The organism is Abyssisolibacter sp. ZYX002 (genome assembly GCF_056892235.1).
Genome location: NZ_JARMXH010000005.1, coordinates 231599 through 250291, shown reverse-complemented (window position 1 = coordinate 250291; position 18693 = coordinate 231599). Strand labels below are relative to the sequence as shown.

The following is an 18693-nucleotide window of genomic DNA, read 5'->3' as shown; positions in this document are numbered from 1 at the left end:
ATACTCATAAAAATTGAGTATCCTCAGACTGTAGACAAAAGCCCAATTTCTGCGTTGTTGTTAAAATTACCGTTGCTCACTTACCTCTAATTAAGCTCTGCTACTCAATTTTAACACGCCTTGAACTTTTCTACAGTTTGCTATCTTGATTACTAATATATCCAATACTCTACTAAATGCAATGTTTTACCGGAGTCAGTAGTTACATCATATTTTTTTACTAATTTACCATTATTAAGTTCAGGTATTCGTTTACTTGCAATGTTTCTTTTATCAACTGGATACTTAATGTATTCAAAAGATATATTCTCTCGTGCCCACTGAATTATTGCATTTACAGCTTCCAGTCCATAACCATTTCCATGAGCAGATTTTTTTAGCCATATACCAATTTCAGGATCTTTATCGCCTATATGGTGAAGACCAGAGCCTCCAATATGCTCGTTTGTTTCATTATCGAGGATAGCTAAATAAAGGTCGGTGTTATTATTTATTTTAGTAGTTGCATTAGAAATAAAAGCATGAACGCCTTCTATGTTCTCAGAAGGTGTTGGATACATATACTTAGTTACTTCATCAGTGAAGTTTTTATATAGAGATTCAGCATAGCTTTTATTGATAGGAACTTGTATTAATCTTTTAGATACTATTTTAACATCTTTTAGATTCATATAATCACCCCTTATTAAATTAAATACGTATTTAACTAAACATAATATCATATATTATCCAATTTGCAAATGACATATTAAACAAATTTTGTCGTAAGTAGGACTAACGAACTAATCATATGTATATTATGTATAATATTGCCTAAATTCCACCAAAAAGTTGTATAATAAAAATATCATGTGCTTGTTTATATAACTTTTGACAGTTTCGTCAGTAACGCACAATATAATGTAAAGTTAACGAAGCTAGTACTATTACATAAAATAATTGACATTACATATTACATAATAATAGCAAGATTAAGATGTGAGCATATGGTATAGATAGCATAATAAAGGGAGGAGTAACTATGAAAATCAAAGGACGTTTGATATATCTTAATTTAGCAATAATAGTAATTATATCAGGGGCAATTATGGGATACTTAACATTTAGTTCGTATACAAACATTAGAGAAAGCACTATAAAGTCTATATCACAACAAACGGATTATGTGGCTGCAGAAATGGAATCAGTACTAGATGATGCAGTGCATGATGCAAAGGCATTAGCTGATATCTTAAAAAACTTGAAAAAAAGTGGAAGTACAGATCGAAGCTTAGTTAAACAGCTACTTAAAGAGAAACTAGAGAGTAACGAAAACTATTTGTATGCATGGGCAGCTTTTGAACCTAATGCATTTGATGGTCAAGATTCATTACATATCAATGGTGAAGGCTGTGATTCACAAGGAAGATTTATTCCGTCATGGGCAAAAATTGGAGGCAAACTTACATTTAAAAAGACCAGTAAAGTAGATGAGAATGATTATTATCTAGTTCCTAAAAAAACAAAAAGAAGCTTTATAGCCAAGCCAGAGCAATATGAGTTAGGTGGAGAAGAGGTTACTGTGGTAACATTTTCAGAGCCCATTGTAATAAACGGTAGATTTGTAGGAGTAGCTGGAGTTGATATATCTTTAAAGAAATTGACAGAGATAAACTCAGAAGTTAAGTTATATGAAAACGGATTTGGAAGATTAGTAAATAACGAAGGTACTGTATTAGCACATAGAGATGAAGGAAAGGTTAACCAAATAGGCAAAGAGTTTGGATTAGAAGCGGGAAATAGTTATTTAGCTAAGATAAACAATGGAGAGAAATTCTCAAACAATGATTTATCTGATAGTATTGGACAAGATGTAAAATGTTTTTATTCACCAATTAATTTTGAAGGTAGTGACCTAAAATGGTCATACAATATAATAGTGCCTACAGACGAGATGATGGCATCAACAAGAAAGAGCATACTAATAACAACTATACTTGCAGTAGTAGCTACATTGATTATGGCAGGAGTCATGTACTACAACAGCCAATACATAGTGAAATCAATAGATGTAATGTCCGATGTTGTAAATAAACTTGCAGGATATGATTTAAGCTATGACGAAAAGCATAAAGCAAATATACTCGTAAAAAGGAAAGATGAAACAGGAGATATGACACGTGCTTTAGGAAAGATGTGTATGAATTTTACCGAATTGATAAAAAAGGTACAGGAAGTTACATCTCACTTATCAGCATCTAGTGAAGAGCTAACAGCTACTTCAGAGGAAACTTCAACTAGTTCTCAAGAGGTAGCAAGGACTATAGAAGAATTATCTAGAGGAGCTATGTCTCAAGCACAAGATACTGAGATAGGAGCAAGTAAGATAAATGAATTAGGAGATTTGATCAAACAAAATCAAGAGCTTATGGAGGAAGTAAATAAATCCTCTGAAAATGTATCAAGCTTAATAAGTGAAGGATTAGAAGTAGTAGAAGAATTGACAGAAAAGACCCACCAAAGTGGTATTGCAGCTAATGAGATTTTTGATGTTATAGAGCAGACAAATGCTAGCTCTGAAAAAATAGGAAACGCAAGTCAATTGATAGCTTCAATAGCAGAACAAACTAATTTACTTGCACTAAATGCGGCCATTGAAGCAGCAAGAGCAGGAGAAGCAGGTAAAGGATTTGCTGTTGTGGCAGAGGAAATAAGGCATCTTGCAGAACAATCAACCAATTCAACAGTTGAGATAGACACGATAGTTAATGAACTAATAGACAACTCAGCAAAAGCGGTACAAAAGATTAAGGAAGTTGGGGAGATTGTAGATAAGCAAGCTGAATGTGTTGGAAAGACAGAAAGTAAGTATAAAGATATAACTGGTGCTATAATAAAAACAGAGGAAGCTATAGGTAAAATCAATACATCAGTGGAAGAAATGAATACTAAAAAAGCAGATATACTAGAAATAGTTCAATCACTATCAGCAATAGCCGAGGAAAATGCAGCAGGAACAGAGGAAGCGTCAGCATCAACAGAAGAACAATTGGCATCTATACAACAAGTTGCTAGCTCAAGTGAAAGCTTATCGGAATTAGCACAAGGTTTACAGGAGACGATTTCTCAATTTAAATTATAAATTTTATTAGCTGGTTGACAGTAATTAATATATATGATATCTTATAGTCAACCTGAATAAGGGGAGCTTGTTTAGCAGGCTGAGAGGAAGTAATCTAACTTCGACCCATAACCTGATTTGGATAATGCCAACGTAGGGAACATTAGAGAAAAATAATGGGAGATACTAATACATTGGTATAAAGTATCTCTCATTTTTTATTGTAGTCGCAAAATAAAAGATTAGGAGGATAAATATGTACAAAGATATATTTATGAATGTAAGAGTTAAGTCACCGTTAGTTCATTGTATTACAAACTATGTTACAGTAAATGATTGTGCAAATGTTATACTAGGATGTGGAGGATCACCAATTATGGCAGATGACATATCAGAAGTAGAAGAGATTACTTCTATATGTAATTCGCTTGATATAAATATTGGTACATTAAACGTTAGAACGATTAAATCAATGATTGCAGCTGGAAAAAGATCTAATCAATTATCTCATCCTGTAGTTTTAGATCCAGTAGGAACAGGAGCATCAATTCTTAGAACTTCTACTACATTTAAATTGTTAGAAGAGATAAAATTTGATGTCATAAGGGGTAACATATCAGAGATTAAAACCATATCACAGGGCAGTGGAAATACAAAAGGCGTTGATGCTGATGTATCAGATATAGTAACAGAAGATAATATAGATGAGGTAATATCATTTAGCAAAGAACTTAGCAAAAAAACAGGAGCAATAATAGTTATAACGGGTGCGATAGATATTGTCTCTGATAGTAAAGAATCGTATATAGTCAGAAATGGACACCCAATGATGTCAAAAATAACAGGAACAGGATGTATGTTAACAGCATTGATAGCTACATATTGTGGAGCTAACAAAGATAATATTTTAAAAGCTACTGCTTTAGCAGTGGGTGTGATGGGTCTGAGCGGAGAACTTGCTCATAAAAAAGTTATAGATAATAATGGAGGAACATCCTCCTATAGAATGTTTTTAATAGATGAAATAAGCAAGATGGAATTTAAAAGTCTTGAAGGAGGACTAAAAATTGAAAGTAGATAAAAAAGCCATGAGGCTCTATGCCGTAACAGATAGAACATGGCTAAACGAGAACACACTACAAAGCCAAGTAGAACAATCGATAGTAGGAGGAGCAACTTTTATACAGCTTAGAGAAAAGAACTTAGAGTATGAGTCATTTTTAAAGCTTGCTAAAGAGGTGAAGCAGGTGACAGATAAGCATAAGATACCATTTGTAATAAATGATAATATAGAGATAGCAATAGCTTGTAAAGCTGATGGTGCACATATAGGTCAAAGTGATACATCAGTTAAAGAATCTCGTATTAAAATAGGTAAAGATAAAATACTAGGCGTGTCAGTGCAGACAGTGAAGCAAGCGTTGATAGCTCAGGAAAATGGAGCAGACTATCTTGGAGTAGGTGCTGTATTTAAGACAAATACAAAATCGGATGTAAATGATGTTGATATAGAAACATTAAGAAAAATTTGTGAAGCAGTAAATATACCAGTTGTAGCAATTGGAGGTATAAACAAAGATAATGTTTTAAAATTGAGAGAAAGTAAGGTAGATGGTATTGCTGTGATATCAGCGATATTCTCAAAGGAAAATATAGAATTAGCATCAAAAGAATTGAGGGTTTTGTCAGATGAAATGGTGAATAACTATGTTATGGAGGATGAATATGTACAAAGTGTTAACTATTGCAGGCTCAGATTGTAGTGGGGGCGCTGGAATACAGGCAGACATAAAAACAATTACAGCACACAAGATGTATGGCATGAGTGTCATAACAGCTTTAACAGCACAAAATACTACTGGAGTATATGATGTAATGGATGTAACTAGCAAGCTAGTCTCAAAGCAGCTTGATTGTATATTTACAGATATACGTCCAGATTCAGTAAAAATTGGGATGGTATCTAGTATAGATATAATCAATGCTATAGTAAAAAAAATAAGTGAATACAATGCTAAAAATATAGTAGTAGACCCGGTAATGATTTCAACAAGTGGAAGCAAGCTTTTAAGTGATGGTGCTATAAAATCATTAACTAACTCCTTACTCCCAATAGCAGATGTTATTACACCAAATATACCAGAAGCTGAATGTTTATGTGGTTTTGAAATAAAATCAAAAGAAGATATGATTAACTCGGCAGTCAAAATATCAGAAAAGGGAATAAAAAATATACTCATAAAAGGTGGGCATTCAAAAGATTCTGCAGATGATTTGTTTTATAGTGACGGTGATATAAACTGGTTTAAAGCACGAAGAATAAACAATACTAATACACATGGAACAGGATGTACGCTTTCATCAGCTATAGCTTGTAATCTTGCAAAAGGTATGTCAATATATGATAGCATAAGTAAAGCCAAAGAATATATTACAGGAGCATTAGAAGATGGGTTAGATTTAGGAAATGGCAATGGTCCGTTAAATCACTGTTTTGCACTATAAATAGTTAAATAATATTATAATATAAGGGGCTATTTCCTAATAATAGCCTCTTATACATATGCATTTTACATAGAACAAGTAGCTTATATAGTCAATAATTTAGTATAATGTAAAATAAGAAATAAAATCTTTTAGGGAGGCACATATGAATATAATAACAACAGATAGATTGATAGTGAGAGAATTTAGTCTAGAAGATACAGAAGAGGTTTATAAATTTAGTCAAGAGGAATCATTGAAAAAATGGATGCCAGATCAAGTGTATGAAGATATACAAGTAGCTAAAAAAGTATTAGAGTTTCTAATATCTAAATATACATCTAATCTTGAGAATATTGATTACCCTTATGTAATGGGAGTAGAACTAAAAGATACAAAACTCATTGGGCATGTAGGCTTGAGCAAAATTAAAGAAGGTATAGAGATAGGATATGCAATAGGTGAAGATTATCAAAGAAAAGGTTATGCAAGTGAGGTAGTAAAGGCATTTGCCAATTGGTCAAAGGAAAATCTAAACTTACCTGTACTATATGGAGTAGTAAAATCAGATAATATTGCTTCTTGTAAAACATTAGAGAAGGCAGGATTTACATACCAAAATGAGGAAGAGGTATATAACCGAAAGATATATACAATATAATCATTTTTAGGAGGAGAAGTTATGTACAATCATATAATATGGGATTTTGATGGAACACTTTTTGATACATATCCAATGCTTGTAGATTCACTACGTAGAGCTTTAATAGAAATGAAGATAAATGATGAGTGTGACAATATAATGTCTCTTATGAGGATATCTCATGGACATACTTTTGAGCATTATAAAAACAAATATAACGTAGATTTAGATATATTGAAACAGAAATATGATGGTTTTCGCAGTGAAGTAAATTTAAGTGATGTTAAGCCTTTTCCTTCTGCAGATATAATAATCAAAGATGTATTTAAAGCAGATAAGAAAAATTATATTTACACAAACAGAGGTAAATCTGTGATTGATTACTTAGAGCACCACAATCTAATAAAGTATTTTGAAGATATTGTATCAAAAGAAGATAAATTTGAAAGAAAGCCTTCGCCAGAGGCACTATTGTATTTGTTAACCAAGCACAATATTAATAAAGAAGAAGCTATAATGATAGGAGATAGAGACATAGATGTATTGGCTGGTAAAAATGCTGGGATAAAGAGCTGTTACTTTGATATTTTTTCTGATGATCAGGTGAAAGTAGCTGATTATGTAGTAAATAGCATAGATGAGTTGTATAAAGTTTTTGGGTTAGAAAAATAGGGAAACAATTTGATTATCGTTAATTTAGTCAAGCTCTCTGAGATTAATAAAAATTACAACAAATCAATTTACTAGGAAATTAAAAGATGTTACTCGTAGGTAATTTTAGGAGCTGTTTCTTTAAAGCTTCTACTTAAATTGGTAGAAAACAGCTCCTCTACTGCACCGCTTGGAACAAATATTATTCACTAGTTATCTAGATTTATTAGGGATGATATTATATAAGCTAAATGTTAATAATGCTAGTTTATCTTAAGTTTACTTTTATTTCTTCTAGAATCTTATTACATTTTGCTCTAGAATAATAGATTCCTTCTTTAATTACACCATTATGCTTATAGATTTCATTAAGATCAACAAGGGGGTTTTTATTAGTTATTATTATGTTTGCTTTTTTTCCAACTCCAATAGTCCCCACATCCTTCTCAATTTTCAAACATTTAGCAGCGTTAATTGTTGCAGTCTTGATAACTTCATAATTATCCAAGCCTGCTTCTTTTAATAGCTTCATTTCTTTATGTTCAGAAAAACCTGCAACAACATATGGAACTGCTTTATCAGTACCCATTAGTATCCCTGCCCCTTCATTCTTTAATTGCTGTATAATATAGAATAGAAATTCCATATATTCATGGTTTCCTTTAATATTATTTTTCATGATGAGCTCATTTGATTTCCGTAACAAAAACCTCATTGCTTTCTTATTCTTATTTGATATATAGGACATTTGATCTTCATTTTCAAACTCATCTTTCCTATCAATATTAGCTATTCTTTCATTTGCAATTAGAGTTGGACAGTTCCAAACATCATTGCTTGCAGCAATACTAGCTATTTCTTTTATTTCTTCTTTCTTTAAATTCAATTCTGGCATATATGGATTAAAGAACCCATATAAATGTTCAATAGAATGCATTTTTGATTTCAATGCTTGTCTAATTCCAACTGAATCAGGTACATGTCCAACTACTGGCATATCATAAAGCTTCGCAATATTAATTATATCTTTAAAATTTTGTTTAGATATCTTAGAATAAATCTTAATGAAATCATATCCTTTTGTAAATTGATTTTTTATGACTTGATTAATCTGCTTTTTATCTTTTAGAGCATGAAGGTTCATAAACTTTGGAAAAAACGGATCTTTTCCATCCAATAATGGACCTGCTGTGAAAATCGTGGGGCCTATAATTTTTCTCTCATCAATTTGCTTTTTTAATAATAAATGATTAAATACCCTTGTTCCAAACAACCATTGTCCAAAATTAAATTTACCATAACCCCACATATTCCTTATTGTAGTTATTCCATTAGCTAAATAGAGCTTCAAATCATCTTTGTTATCTCCTAGATGTGTGTGCATGTTAATAAGCCCAGGCATAATATATTTATCTTTACCATCAATTACATTTAAGTAATTACCTGTATTATCAGTCCCTTTACCAATTTCTATAATTCTTCCATCTTTAATAATAACTAATTTATTCTTAAGTATTTTATTATTAACCATTGTTAATATATTAATATTGTTAATTATAAGTTCATTGCCTTTATAATCTTTCATAGCTATATTCCTTTCATATGTTACTAGCTTTAATTATTGTGCTTAACAGTATTAGCAGTCAAATCCAGAGTAGTCAATAAAAACATTACCCCATATAAAGGCCATGTAATTTCTTCTGAAAGAACTATCGTTTATTATTTTTTTACGGTATTCAGCGTTATGCTGAAAATAATTAAGTCCCATATCAATATAATGATATATACACTCATCACTAATGTCTTCGCGAATTAATTTGTTTTGTTGACCTTCTTTTATAAGAACAATAATTATATCTTTTACTTTCATATTAAATTGCTTAACTTCTTTATTTATTTCATCATTATAGTTACCCAACTCAAAACATAATGTAGCGTATCCCTTAGATATATAATCAGTTAGTATATATGTGCATTTAATCATTTTTTGAACAACATCATCAGATAATTCATATAGCTCTTCTAACTCTTCATAACAACGTTCTAGCATAGTTTTACCAACATATTTATATAACGTCTCCTTATCGTTAAAGTACTTGTAAATAGTCATTTTAGAAACATTAGAACGTTTTGCAATATCATCCATAGTAACTTTCTTTATTCCATATTCCATAAATAATTGAATAGAGCAATCTAATATTTTAATACTTTTTCTCGTCATTCTTTCCATAAATTCACCTTCAGATTTGATTTTTGTACTTTTTTTATAATTATAGTATATTTATAAACTTGTGTCAATAAATATATTCGTTCAATAGAATTAATAGAAAAGCATATATCCTTTGTTTTTAATTCTGTTACTAGGTTACCAAATGTTGTGATTTTCACTGTGCTACAAAAGTTATAATATAATTCTAATTACAGAAATTCCGCTCTAAATATCTTAAAGCGGAATTTCTTTCTACTAATTATATTTAATTGATTATCAATTCGATCTAAAAACTGTTCCAAAACTTCAAACTATATAAAACAATACTAGTTACTCTTTATCTCACTAAGCAATTTAGGTACTACTTGTTTTTTCCTTGAAACAACACCTTCAATAAATACACCTTGATATGGAGATATATCAAAAGCTCTTTTGAGTATTGATTCATTTGATGTTTTATAGAGTATATAAGAACCATTTTTTAATATATCAGTTATTAATAATAGCGAGATATATTGATTAGTTATCTGATTAGTTTTATTTATATATGAAATAAAATCATCCTTTCGTCTAAATACATCATCAATATCTAGAGTGAATACTTGGCTTACTCCTATTTTATATTCTCCTTCATCAAATTCCTTGTAATCTTTATTAAATATATCATCTATGCTGTCATTTTCTAGAGACGTTCCAGCTCTAAACATACTATAAGTGTATTCATCCAAATCTAACTTCAATATCTTATTTAGCTGGATTACTGCTGAGATATCTGTAGGAGTAGTAGTTGGTGATTTGAAATACAATGTATCAGATAAAATACCAGATATCAATAAACCAGCAATGTTTTTTTCTATATTTATTCCTTTTTCTTTGTACATGGTATATACTATTGTACACGTGCTACCAAGGGGCATATTCGTAAAATTTATAGGTTCATCAGTTTTTATGTCACCAATTTTGTGATGGTCAACTATTTCTAATATTCTTGCTTCGTTTAGACCTTGTATGCTTTGAGTTATTTCGTTATGGTCTACTAATATAACTTCTTTTCTTTTTGGTTTTAATACATGTAACCTATTCAAAACACCAAGATATCTTCTTTTACTATCGAGTACAGGGTAGTATGAATGCCTGTTAGTAACTAACTCTTCTTTGACGTCTTCTAGATATTCGTCCTCATAGAAAAAAGAAAGATTATCAGTTTTCATTATATTAGATATATAGTTGCATTGATTGATTAACTTAGATGTAATATAGGTATCTGATTTAACGGATATAATACATACGTTATTATTCTTAGCAGCTTCGATGTATTTTTGAGGTATCTTTTTACCGCCTGTGAGTATTATTAGTTGAACTTTACAATCTATAGCAGTTGAAATAGCATCGTACATATCACCTACTATAACTACACTTCTTTCATTAAGAATAGACGCTTTTTTTAGTGTTTTATGGTATAGTGATATAACGAGAATATCTCCAGAAATTTCTTTTGTAGTACCAGTTAGTAATTTACCATTTAAATCTTTTAATATATTGTCTAAGCTAGTAGTAAGCTCATAATAATCACCTTTTATTAATGACATTGCAATATCTTTCATTGTAACAATGCCTATAATTTTATTCTTATCATTAACGATAGGAAGAGTACGAATATTATTTTCCTCCATTTTTCTATATGAATATAGTATAGATTTATCTTTAGTGATTGAAGCAACCTTGTCATAAGCTAAATCTTTGACTTGTGTCTTCACATTATCAAGTAGCATAGGTTTTTCCATACAAAAATAATCAAGTACAAATTTAGTTTCTTTATTTAACTCGCCTAAAGAGCAAGCTGTAGCATTATAACCAAGTTTGTTTTTAAGTACGCTTAGCGCAATAGCTGAAGCGATTGAATCAGTGTCTGGGTTTTTGTGACCAAATATAAACATAATAAACTCCTTTAAATCATTTATACTAGTGCAATGTTTTTATATATTATAACATAATACATATACATACATAACAAACAATTTTAAATTGTAATATACAAAAAATGAGTATCCTATGGATACTCATTTTTACTATATTAGTATGGTCTTTTTGCATGAACATATTTAGCGTTATAGTAACTATTGTTAAGTGATGATATAGTTACACTTCGTACACTTCTAGTAGATGATGCATGTATAAAGTTACCTCCACCTATATAAATACCACAGTGAGATATTACTTTGTTATATTTTCCTGATGTATCAAAAAAAACTAGGTCACCAGCTTGAAGTTTATTTCTGCTTACATATTTTCCATAGTTTCCTTGATCTCTAGAAGTTCTAGGTAAAGTAATTCCTAGCTTAGCATAAACGTATTTCGTAAAGCCAGAACAATCAAATCTACTTGGGCCACTAGCTCCATAAACATAAGGTACACCCAAATACTGTTTTGCAGTGTTTACTACTTGGGTAGTAAATCTAGAATCACCACTTCTTGATGTTAATTGATTTGTTTGACCTGCCATAGGTTTTATTAGGTCAGTTTTAACCCATCCTACGATATTATCGCCAGTTGAAATCTTAAACCAGTCATCTTTTCTATCTAGAACAAATACAGATTTGCCTTTGTTCAACTTAGTGACTACGTCAGAATCAGTCGAGAAGGAACTTCTTAGATTAACAGTACCTTCGCTAATGGACCACATTGGGTATAGAGATATCAACTGAACGTAATCAGAATGCAAAAAAGCATTTGTAGAATTTTCAAGAAGTATTTTATACCAATCTTCTTGTTTTTCTACTATTATAACTAAATTGTTCTCATGTTTTTTAGATAATATGTTCGCTGTTAAGCTTGGTTTTTCTCTTACATTAAGTATATCTGCTGTGATTAGCCCCTTCTTAAGATATTTTATATCTTTTATAGGAACAATATAGTTGGAATCTACCCAACCAATTGCACCGTCAGATGTTTTAACATGAGTTTGACTGTTGTTTTGTCCAATAATTTCGATTTTCTGACCTAGATTCAGAGTTCTAAGTGTTTCGGAGTTTTGGGTTAACTCCTTTTTCATGGGGATGTTTGCACTGATTATTTTTCCTTTTACAGTAACTGTCACAGCGTTAGCTGATGTTGGAAGAATAGTAAGTACAAACAATACTAAACTAAGTGTTAGAATTGTTTTAAGTGTTTTTTTCATTAGTTACCTCCATTAGTTAGATGTGTTAGATGATTTTAGAATTGTTTACTATACACAATATTATATCATTAACTATAATAACCTGCAGTTGGTAATATATGCAACAAAATAGAAAACATAGTAAACAAAAACATTTTTTTAGCATATATATGACACGATTAAAGCCTGTATATGACTCAAATGAAGCTAAGTTGAAAAAGTACCATGGAAAAAACATGAAACATGTATGTAAAATATCAGTAATAAAATTTTAATCGAAAATATGAAACTTTTTTTAAATGTAAAATATGATAAAATGTATTAAGAGATTATTAAACCTAATGAAATTTTCAATAATAGGTTGAACAAGGAGATAAAATGAACATCATACTAAACAGTAACCAAAAGATTGCAGTAATGCATAAAGATGGACCAATGCTTGTATTAGCAGGACCAGGATCAGGAAAAACCTTAGTCATAGCACACAGAGTGTTTAATCTTATACATAAATATAACATAAAGCCACAAGATATACTAGTGATAGCGTTTAACAAATCAGCAGCTATAGAAATGAGCGAAAGATTCAGCGGATTAACAAATGATAATCATAACGTCATGTTTGGCACGTTTCATGCCATATTTTTTCGTATAATAAGAAGCTACTATGGGATAAGTTTAAATAACATAATAAAAGAAGATACAAAACAACAATTATTCTACAGCATTATAAAAAAGTTAGAGCTAGATTTTCAAGATGAAAATGAGTTCATAAACGAATTGATGAAAGATATATCTTGTATGAAATGTGAACTATGTGATATACATGAATATGAGCCAACTACATGCTCGCCACTAGAGTTTCGCAAAATAACGATGATGTATGAAGAATATAAGGCTAATAACAATCTTATAGATTTTGATGATATGTTGGTTAAATGTTATGATTTACTTAGTAGCAATAACGAGGTACTTAAGTATTGGCAGGACAGGCACAAATATATATTGATAGACGAATTCCAAGATATAAATAAAGTTCAATACGAAACAGTGAAGCTATTAGCGTTACCAAAGAATAATCTGTTTATAGTAGGAGATGATGACCAGTCGATATATAGATTTAGAGGAGCAAGACCTGAATTCTTATTGGATTTTTCAAAGGATTTTAAAGATGCAAAAACAATTATACTAAATAAAAATTACCGTTCAACTAAGGCAATAGTTGATTTTAGTAAGCAACTTATAACTAATAATAAACTAAGATACAAAAAAAATATGACCACAGATAATACAGAAGGGGTTAAGCCACAAATACTTGAAGCTGAAGATGTATTGGAAGAATCAAACTTAATAGTGGATAATATCATAGGTTTAATAAATAAAGGAGAGTTATTATATCAAGATATAGCAATAATATATAGAACTAATTTGCAATCAAGGTCTATAATAAATGCACTTCTTGATAGGAACATACCATTCATAGTAAAGGACAAGGTGGCTATACTTTACGACCATCCAGTAGCACGAGATGTAATAGCATATATGAAACTATCTCAGGATATAATGAATAAAAAGTATTTTCAGAGGATTGTTAATAAGCCTACTAGATACATAAAAAAGACTGAAATAAAAGCAATAAAAGATAGTGATAATATATGGATGGCTTTATATAGAAATTATAGTGATAAAGCTTGGATTACTGAAAGGTTAGAAGACTTGCAGTATCATCTTCAAATAATAAAACATATGAGCCCACATGAAATGCTTGAGTATATAAGATATAAAATAGGCTATGAAAAATATTTAGACGAGTATGCTAAGTTTAGAAATATGAAAGTAGCTGGATTAATAGAGGTATTAAATGAAATAAGCCAAAGTACAAGGCAATATGATACATTAGAGGAATGGCTTGAACATATAGAAGATTTCAGACAGAAAGTAAAACAGAGTGATAAAAAAGAAGAAAATGCTGTAGTACTTACTACGATGCATAGTTCAAAAGGATTAGAATACGAGTTAGTATGGATAGTTAGTGTGGTAGAAGGACTAGTTCCACACAAAAAATCAGACATAGAAGAAGAAAGAAGGCTTTTCTATGTTGGTATGACAAGAGCTAAAGAGTACTTGTATATATCTCATATCAAAAACAGATTTGAAAAAGAGATAGAAAAATCAAGGTTTTTAAAAGAGCTATATAGTTATTTTTCTAAAGATTTAAAAGAAGGAGTAGATATCTACCACAAAAAGCTTGGTAGTGGTAGAATTGTTAGTATATCAAAGAGTAATATAGAAATAGAGTTTGAAGAAAAAGGCAATATAAAGTTAGATTTAAAATTTTGTTTAGAAAACAATTTGATAGAAGGTGTAAATTGAAGGGAGTAATATAAATGCCACGAACGTTAGTATTAGCAGAAAAACCATCTGTAGGAAAAGAAATAGCAAGAGTACTTGGTTGTAAAAATAAGCATCACAGTTATATAGAAAGTAACAAATATATAGTAACATGGGCACTAGGGCACTTAGTAACACTTGCCCAGCCTGAAATATACAACAAAAAATATACTTCATGGAATCTTGAGGATTTACCTATAATGCCTCAAACATTAAAACTTGTTGTCATAAAAAAAAGTGCAAAGCAGTTTAACGAAGTCAAAAGGCTTATGAATAGAGATGATATCAAGGATATAATCATCGCAACAGATGCTGGAAGAGAGGGAGAACTCGTAGCAAGATGGATTATGGAAAAAGCACACGTTAAAAAAGACATTAAGAGACTTTGGATATCATCAGTAACAGACAAAGCTATTAAAGAAGGATTTAAAAATCTAAGAAATGGCAAGGAATATATAGGTTTATACAATGCAGCATCTGCAAGAGCTCAGGCAGACTGGATAGTGGGGATAAATGCAACTAGAGCACTTACATGTAAATACAATGCACAGTTGTCATGTGGAAGAGTTCAAACTCCAACGCTAGCTATGATAGCGAAAAGAGAAGAAGAAATAAGAAGCTTCGTGCCAAAAGAGTATAGAACGATAACAGCTACATCAAACAAAGTAAAATTTGAATATAGGGATAAAAAAAGCAACAACGCTAGAATTTTTGATATAGAAAGGGCAAAAGAAATAGTCAATAAATGCAAAAATAGCGACATTAAAATAATAGACGTAAAAATGAAAGTTAAAAAAGTATATTCACCAAAATTATATGATTTAACAGAGCTTCAAAGAGATGCTAATAAAATATATGGGTTTTCAGCTAAACAAACACTGTCTATAATGCAGTCTCTTTATGAAAAACATAAAATTCTCACATATCCTAGAACGGATTCAAGGTATATTACAAAAGATATATTTCCTACATTGAGAGATAGACTACAATCATGTGCAGTTAGTAATCATCAAACAATGGCTAAGAAGATATTAAAAGAGGGATTTAAAGCTAGCCCATCCTTTGTAAATGATTCAAAAGTAACAGATCATCATGCAATAATACCTACAGAAGAGCCAGTGATGCTTAGCTTATTGGATTACAAAGAGAGAAAAATATATGATTTAGTAGTAAAAAGGTTTATGTCAGTGTTATTGCCACCATATGAGGCTGAAGAATATAGCATAACTGCTGATATAAATGAGGAGTTGTTCACATCTAAATGTTCAAAAACAATAAAATTAGGATATAAAGAAATAGATGACAATACCCAAAGTGATGATTTTAATATTGATATACCTAGAATAAAAAAATCTGATAAGCTAAATCTATCAGACATAGTGTATAAAACAGATAAGACATCTCCACCATCAATGTTCAATGAAGCATCTTTATTATCGGCTATGGAAAACCCTGCAAAATACATGGCTGACGAGAAAAAAGAACTGATAAAGACTATAGGGGAAGCAGGAGGTATAGGCACAGTAGCAACTAGAGCGGATATAATAGAAAAGCTACTTTCTACTAAACTCATAGAAAAGAAGGGCAAAGAACTATATGCTACTAAAAAAGGTAAGCAACTATTGTCATTAGTACCAGAAGAGTTAAGATCACCTGCTTTAACAGCTAGATGGGAAGTCAATCTCAATAATATATCAAAAGGCAAATTAAAAAAACATGCCTTTTTAGATGAGATGCGCAAATATACAGACAAGATAATAGAAGAAATAAAAAATAGCAAAGAGAAGTTTAAGCACAGTAATGTGACAAGGAGTAAGTGTCCAAACTGCGGGAAGGCATTACTTGAGGTTAATAATAAAGCAGTAAAAAAATTAGTATGCCAAGATAGAGAATGTGGATATAAAAAAGTGATATCAAGAGTTTCAAATGCGAGGTGCCCACAGTGTCATAAAAAGATGGAAATATGGGGAGAAGGAGATAACCAAGTGTTTGTATGCTCATGTGGGCATAAAGAGAGACTGTCAGTTTTTAAAGATAGAAAGAAACAAAAGAAAAATATGGGCTCCAAAAAAGATGTCATGAAATATATGAAAAAACAAAAGAAAGAAGACGATAATTTCAACAGTGCATTAGCAGATGCTCTGAGTGCTTTTAAAGACAAACTATAAGACAAAGGGGAGATAGCTATATGACGTATACTTATAAAAACGGATATAGAGAAGGGGTAGTATTTGCGTTTATAAAGGATGATAAGGTTTTGATAGAGAAAAGACCCATTCAAACAGGTTGCCATGAGCTATTTTTTCCAAGTGGGTCTATAGAAGATAAAGATTACTTTAACAATATAGATTATAAGATTCATGCACTGTATAGAGAAGTAAGTGAGGAGTTTGAAGATAAGGTTGAGATAAAAAAATATATATATCTTGATGAAATGAAAGCCCACGAAATAAAAATAGTGTTTTATATATACTTAATAACTGACTGGGTTGGGGATATACCTAAGTATACTTTGGAAAACGGAGAGAAGGATTCCGACCTTTTGTGGATAAGATTATCAGATAAAGATAGATATTTCTCATTTGAGAGCGCATTTGAGATATGTAAGAGGATTGAAAAAACTAATCATGGGGCATATTAGTTTTTTATTGATCAATGATTATGATAGATCTAGCTGAGAATCTAGGTTATTTCTATCATATGATTTATTTGAAATATTCAAGTTTTATAATAGGGCATTCATCCGTGTGTGATGAGGAGATTGGCGTTAGCACCGATAGACTAATAAATTATAGCGTTACCCATTAATAATTGTAACAATTTCAAATTCTTTATCTGTATAGTTTATATCCAAAGTACCATTATATTTATTTATTATCTCCTTAACATTCTGAATACCAAATCCATGCATTTTGCTATTCGGTTTATTGGAAATTATCCTTCCGTCTTTCTTTACTATATCGTTTGTTTTATTATTTTTGATTGAGTAAATAAAAAAATTATTTTTTGTACGTACTTTTATACATATTTGTCTATTCTCTGAATCAGATATCTTTAAAGAAGCATCTATAGCATTATCTATAGTGTTTGCAAATAATGAACACAAATCTAAATCATCTATAGCTATTAAATTTTGTATAGATATATTAATTTTGCAGTCTATATGATTTTTACTTATCAACATCATCTTGTTATTTAAAACAGCATTTACTATATGATTATTACAGAATTTTTTATTTCTATAAATTTCAGTAGATTTAGATATTTGCATAATATATTTCAGAGCATCTTTTTTGTCGCCATTTTCAATAAAATTACCTATAACCTGTAGATTGTTGTTCATATCATGATAGATTTTCCTAGTGTTTAATTGTTCATTTTCAAGTAATTGATAGTAATCATATTGTATTTTATAGTTTTTATTTTCTAGCTTTATTTTTACGCTATCAACAATGAATTTTATTAATAGTAATATACCGATGTTTGACAGCAGACATAGTATAGCTATTATTTTTGCTTTGTATTGTTCATCATAATTTGTCCAAATTATAGTTATTATTATATTCAGAAATGGAGCGATATTTATTAAATCTAATAGTAACCATGTTTTGCTATTTATATATTGACGTGTAGATGCTATCTTATCTTTTGTATATCTATATAGAACATACCAAAATATAGCTATTGTATATATCCAGCACATATTGTCCAATGCTCCGTTTTTAAATGAAACAGGGATATATCGCATTAGAAAATTCACATTCACTACAATGGGGTATAGGATCATTACTGTTGATATTTTTTGTATTATTGTTCCTTTATAACAAATAATTACAATCATTAAAAACCAAAATAATGTAAATAGTACATTTGTTAAGTCACTTACAAATATCACGACGATTGGGACAAATATCATAGATATTGAAGCTATATACTTATATATCCTCTTATCTTTTATATCGATAAACAATTTAACCATTTTATAAAAATATTTAGTAGTAAATAATGCACCTACAACTGCAAGTGCGTGATACAATATAGTTTGATATTGTGACATATAT

Annotated in this window: 15 protein-coding genes and 1 riboswitch; of the genes, 9 read left to right on the top strand and 6 right to left on the bottom strand. The window is 30.3% G+C overall.

The window, feature by feature from the left end:
* Positions 1 to 152 precede the first annotated feature (152 nt).
* Entirely contained in the window at positions 153 to 671 is a 519-nt protein-coding gene (locus P3X86_RS15610) for a GNAT family N-acetyltransferase (RefSeq protein WP_483293645.1), read from the bottom strand.
* Between the two features lie 350 nt (positions 672 to 1021).
* On the opposite strand from P3X86_RS15610, the gene P3X86_RS15605 reads away from it, so the two are divergent.
* The 6 genes from P3X86_RS15605 to P3X86_RS15580 all read left to right on the top strand — a co-directional run bounded on the left by P3X86_RS15605 (position 1022) and on the right by P3X86_RS15580 (position 6899).
* Positions 1022 to 3121, top strand: a complete 2100-nt coding sequence (locus P3X86_RS15605; protein WP_483293644.1) for a methyl-accepting chemotaxis protein — start codon at positions 1022 to 1024, stop codon at positions 3119 to 3121.
* 49 nt (positions 3122 to 3170) lie between these two features.
* Positions 3171 to 3278: riboswitch (TPP riboswitch) on the top strand.
* Positions 3279 to 3356: 78 nt separating this feature from the next.
* Positions 3357 to 4181 carry a hydroxyethylthiazole kinase gene (gene thiM / locus P3X86_RS15600; RefSeq protein WP_483293643.1) on the top strand — a complete coding sequence of 275 codons (825 nt, stop codon included), beginning with the start codon at positions 3357 to 3359 and terminating at the stop codon, positions 4179 to 4181.
* Entirely contained in the window at positions 4168 to 4863 is a 696-nt protein-coding gene (gene thiE, locus P3X86_RS15595) for a thiamine phosphate synthase (protein WP_483293642.1), read from the top strand. The genes thiM and thiE overlap by 14 nt, the downstream gene beginning before the upstream one ends.
* Positions 4826 to 5605: a bifunctional hydroxymethylpyrimidine kinase/phosphomethylpyrimidine kinase gene (thiD, locus tag P3X86_RS15590; protein ID WP_483293641.1), complete on the top strand. Its 780-nt coding sequence runs from the start codon at positions 4826 to 4828 to the stop codon at positions 5603 to 5605. The genes thiE and thiD overlap by 38 nt, the downstream gene beginning before the upstream one ends.
* 145 nt (positions 5606 to 5750) lie before the next feature.
* Positions 5751 to 6245, top strand: a complete 495-nt coding sequence (locus P3X86_RS15585) for a GNAT family N-acetyltransferase (protein WP_483293640.1) — start codon at positions 5751 to 5753, stop codon at positions 6243 to 6245.
* Positions 6246 to 6266: 21 nt separating this feature from the next.
* Complete coding sequence (locus P3X86_RS15580) at positions 6267 to 6899, top strand: HAD-IA family hydrolase (RefSeq protein WP_483293639.1); 633 nt, start codon at positions 6267 to 6269, stop codon at positions 6897 to 6899.
* A gap of 247 nt (positions 6900 to 7146) precedes the next feature.
* Here the strand turns inward: P3X86_RS15580 and P3X86_RS15575 are convergent, their stop codons facing one another.
* The 4 genes from P3X86_RS15575 to P3X86_RS15560 all read right to left on the bottom strand — a co-directional run bounded on the left by P3X86_RS15575 (position 7147) and on the right by P3X86_RS15560 (position 12265).
* Complete coding sequence (locus tag P3X86_RS15575; protein WP_483293638.1) at positions 7147 to 8463, bottom strand: amidohydrolase family protein; 1317 nt, start codon at positions 8461 to 8463, stop codon at positions 7147 to 7149.
* A gap of 51 nt (positions 8464 to 8514) precedes the next feature.
* A complete protein-coding gene (locus P3X86_RS15570; protein WP_483293637.1) occupies positions 8515 to 9108 on the bottom strand; it encodes a TetR/AcrR family transcriptional regulator in 594 nt (197 codons plus the stop codon).
* Positions 9109 to 9413: 305 nt separating this feature from the next.
* A complete protein-coding gene (locus P3X86_RS15565; protein ID WP_483293636.1) occupies positions 9414 to 11024 on the bottom strand; it encodes a putative manganese-dependent inorganic diphosphatase in 1611 nt (536 codons plus the stop codon).
* Positions 11025 to 11161: 137 nt separating this feature from the next.
* Positions 11162 to 12265: a C40 family peptidase gene (locus tag P3X86_RS15560; protein WP_483293635.1), complete on the bottom strand. Its 1104-nt coding sequence runs from the start codon at positions 12263 to 12265 to the stop codon at positions 11162 to 11164.
* A 357-nt stretch (positions 12266 to 12622) separates the two neighbouring features.
* Between P3X86_RS15560 and P3X86_RS15555 the strand changes: the two genes are divergently transcribed.
* The 3 genes from P3X86_RS15555 to P3X86_RS15545 are packed head-to-tail and all read left to right on the top strand — an operon-like array spanning position 12623 to position 17273.
* On the top strand, positions 12623 to 14614 hold the full coding sequence (locus tag P3X86_RS15555; protein ID WP_483293634.1) for an ATP-dependent helicase: 1992 nt from the start codon (positions 12623 to 12625) through the stop codon (positions 14612 to 14614).
* 14 nt (positions 14615 to 14628) lie between these two features.
* Positions 14629 to 16800 carry a DNA topoisomerase III gene (locus tag P3X86_RS15550; RefSeq protein ID WP_483293633.1) on the top strand — a complete coding sequence of 724 codons (2172 nt, stop codon included), beginning with the start codon at positions 14629 to 14631 and terminating at the stop codon, positions 16798 to 16800.
* Positions 16801 to 16820: 20 nt separating this feature from the next.
* Positions 16821 to 17273, top strand: coding sequence for an NUDIX hydrolase (locus P3X86_RS15545; protein WP_483293632.1), 453 nt, complete (start codon positions 16821 to 16823; stop codon positions 17271 to 17273).
* 156 nt (positions 17274 to 17429) lie between these two features.
* Here the strand turns inward: P3X86_RS15545 and P3X86_RS15540 are convergent, their stop codons facing one another.
* Entirely contained in the window at positions 17430 to 18689 is a 1260-nt protein-coding gene (locus tag P3X86_RS15540) for an ATP-binding protein (RefSeq protein WP_483293631.1), read from the bottom strand.
* Positions 18690 to 18693 lie beyond the last annotated feature (4 nt).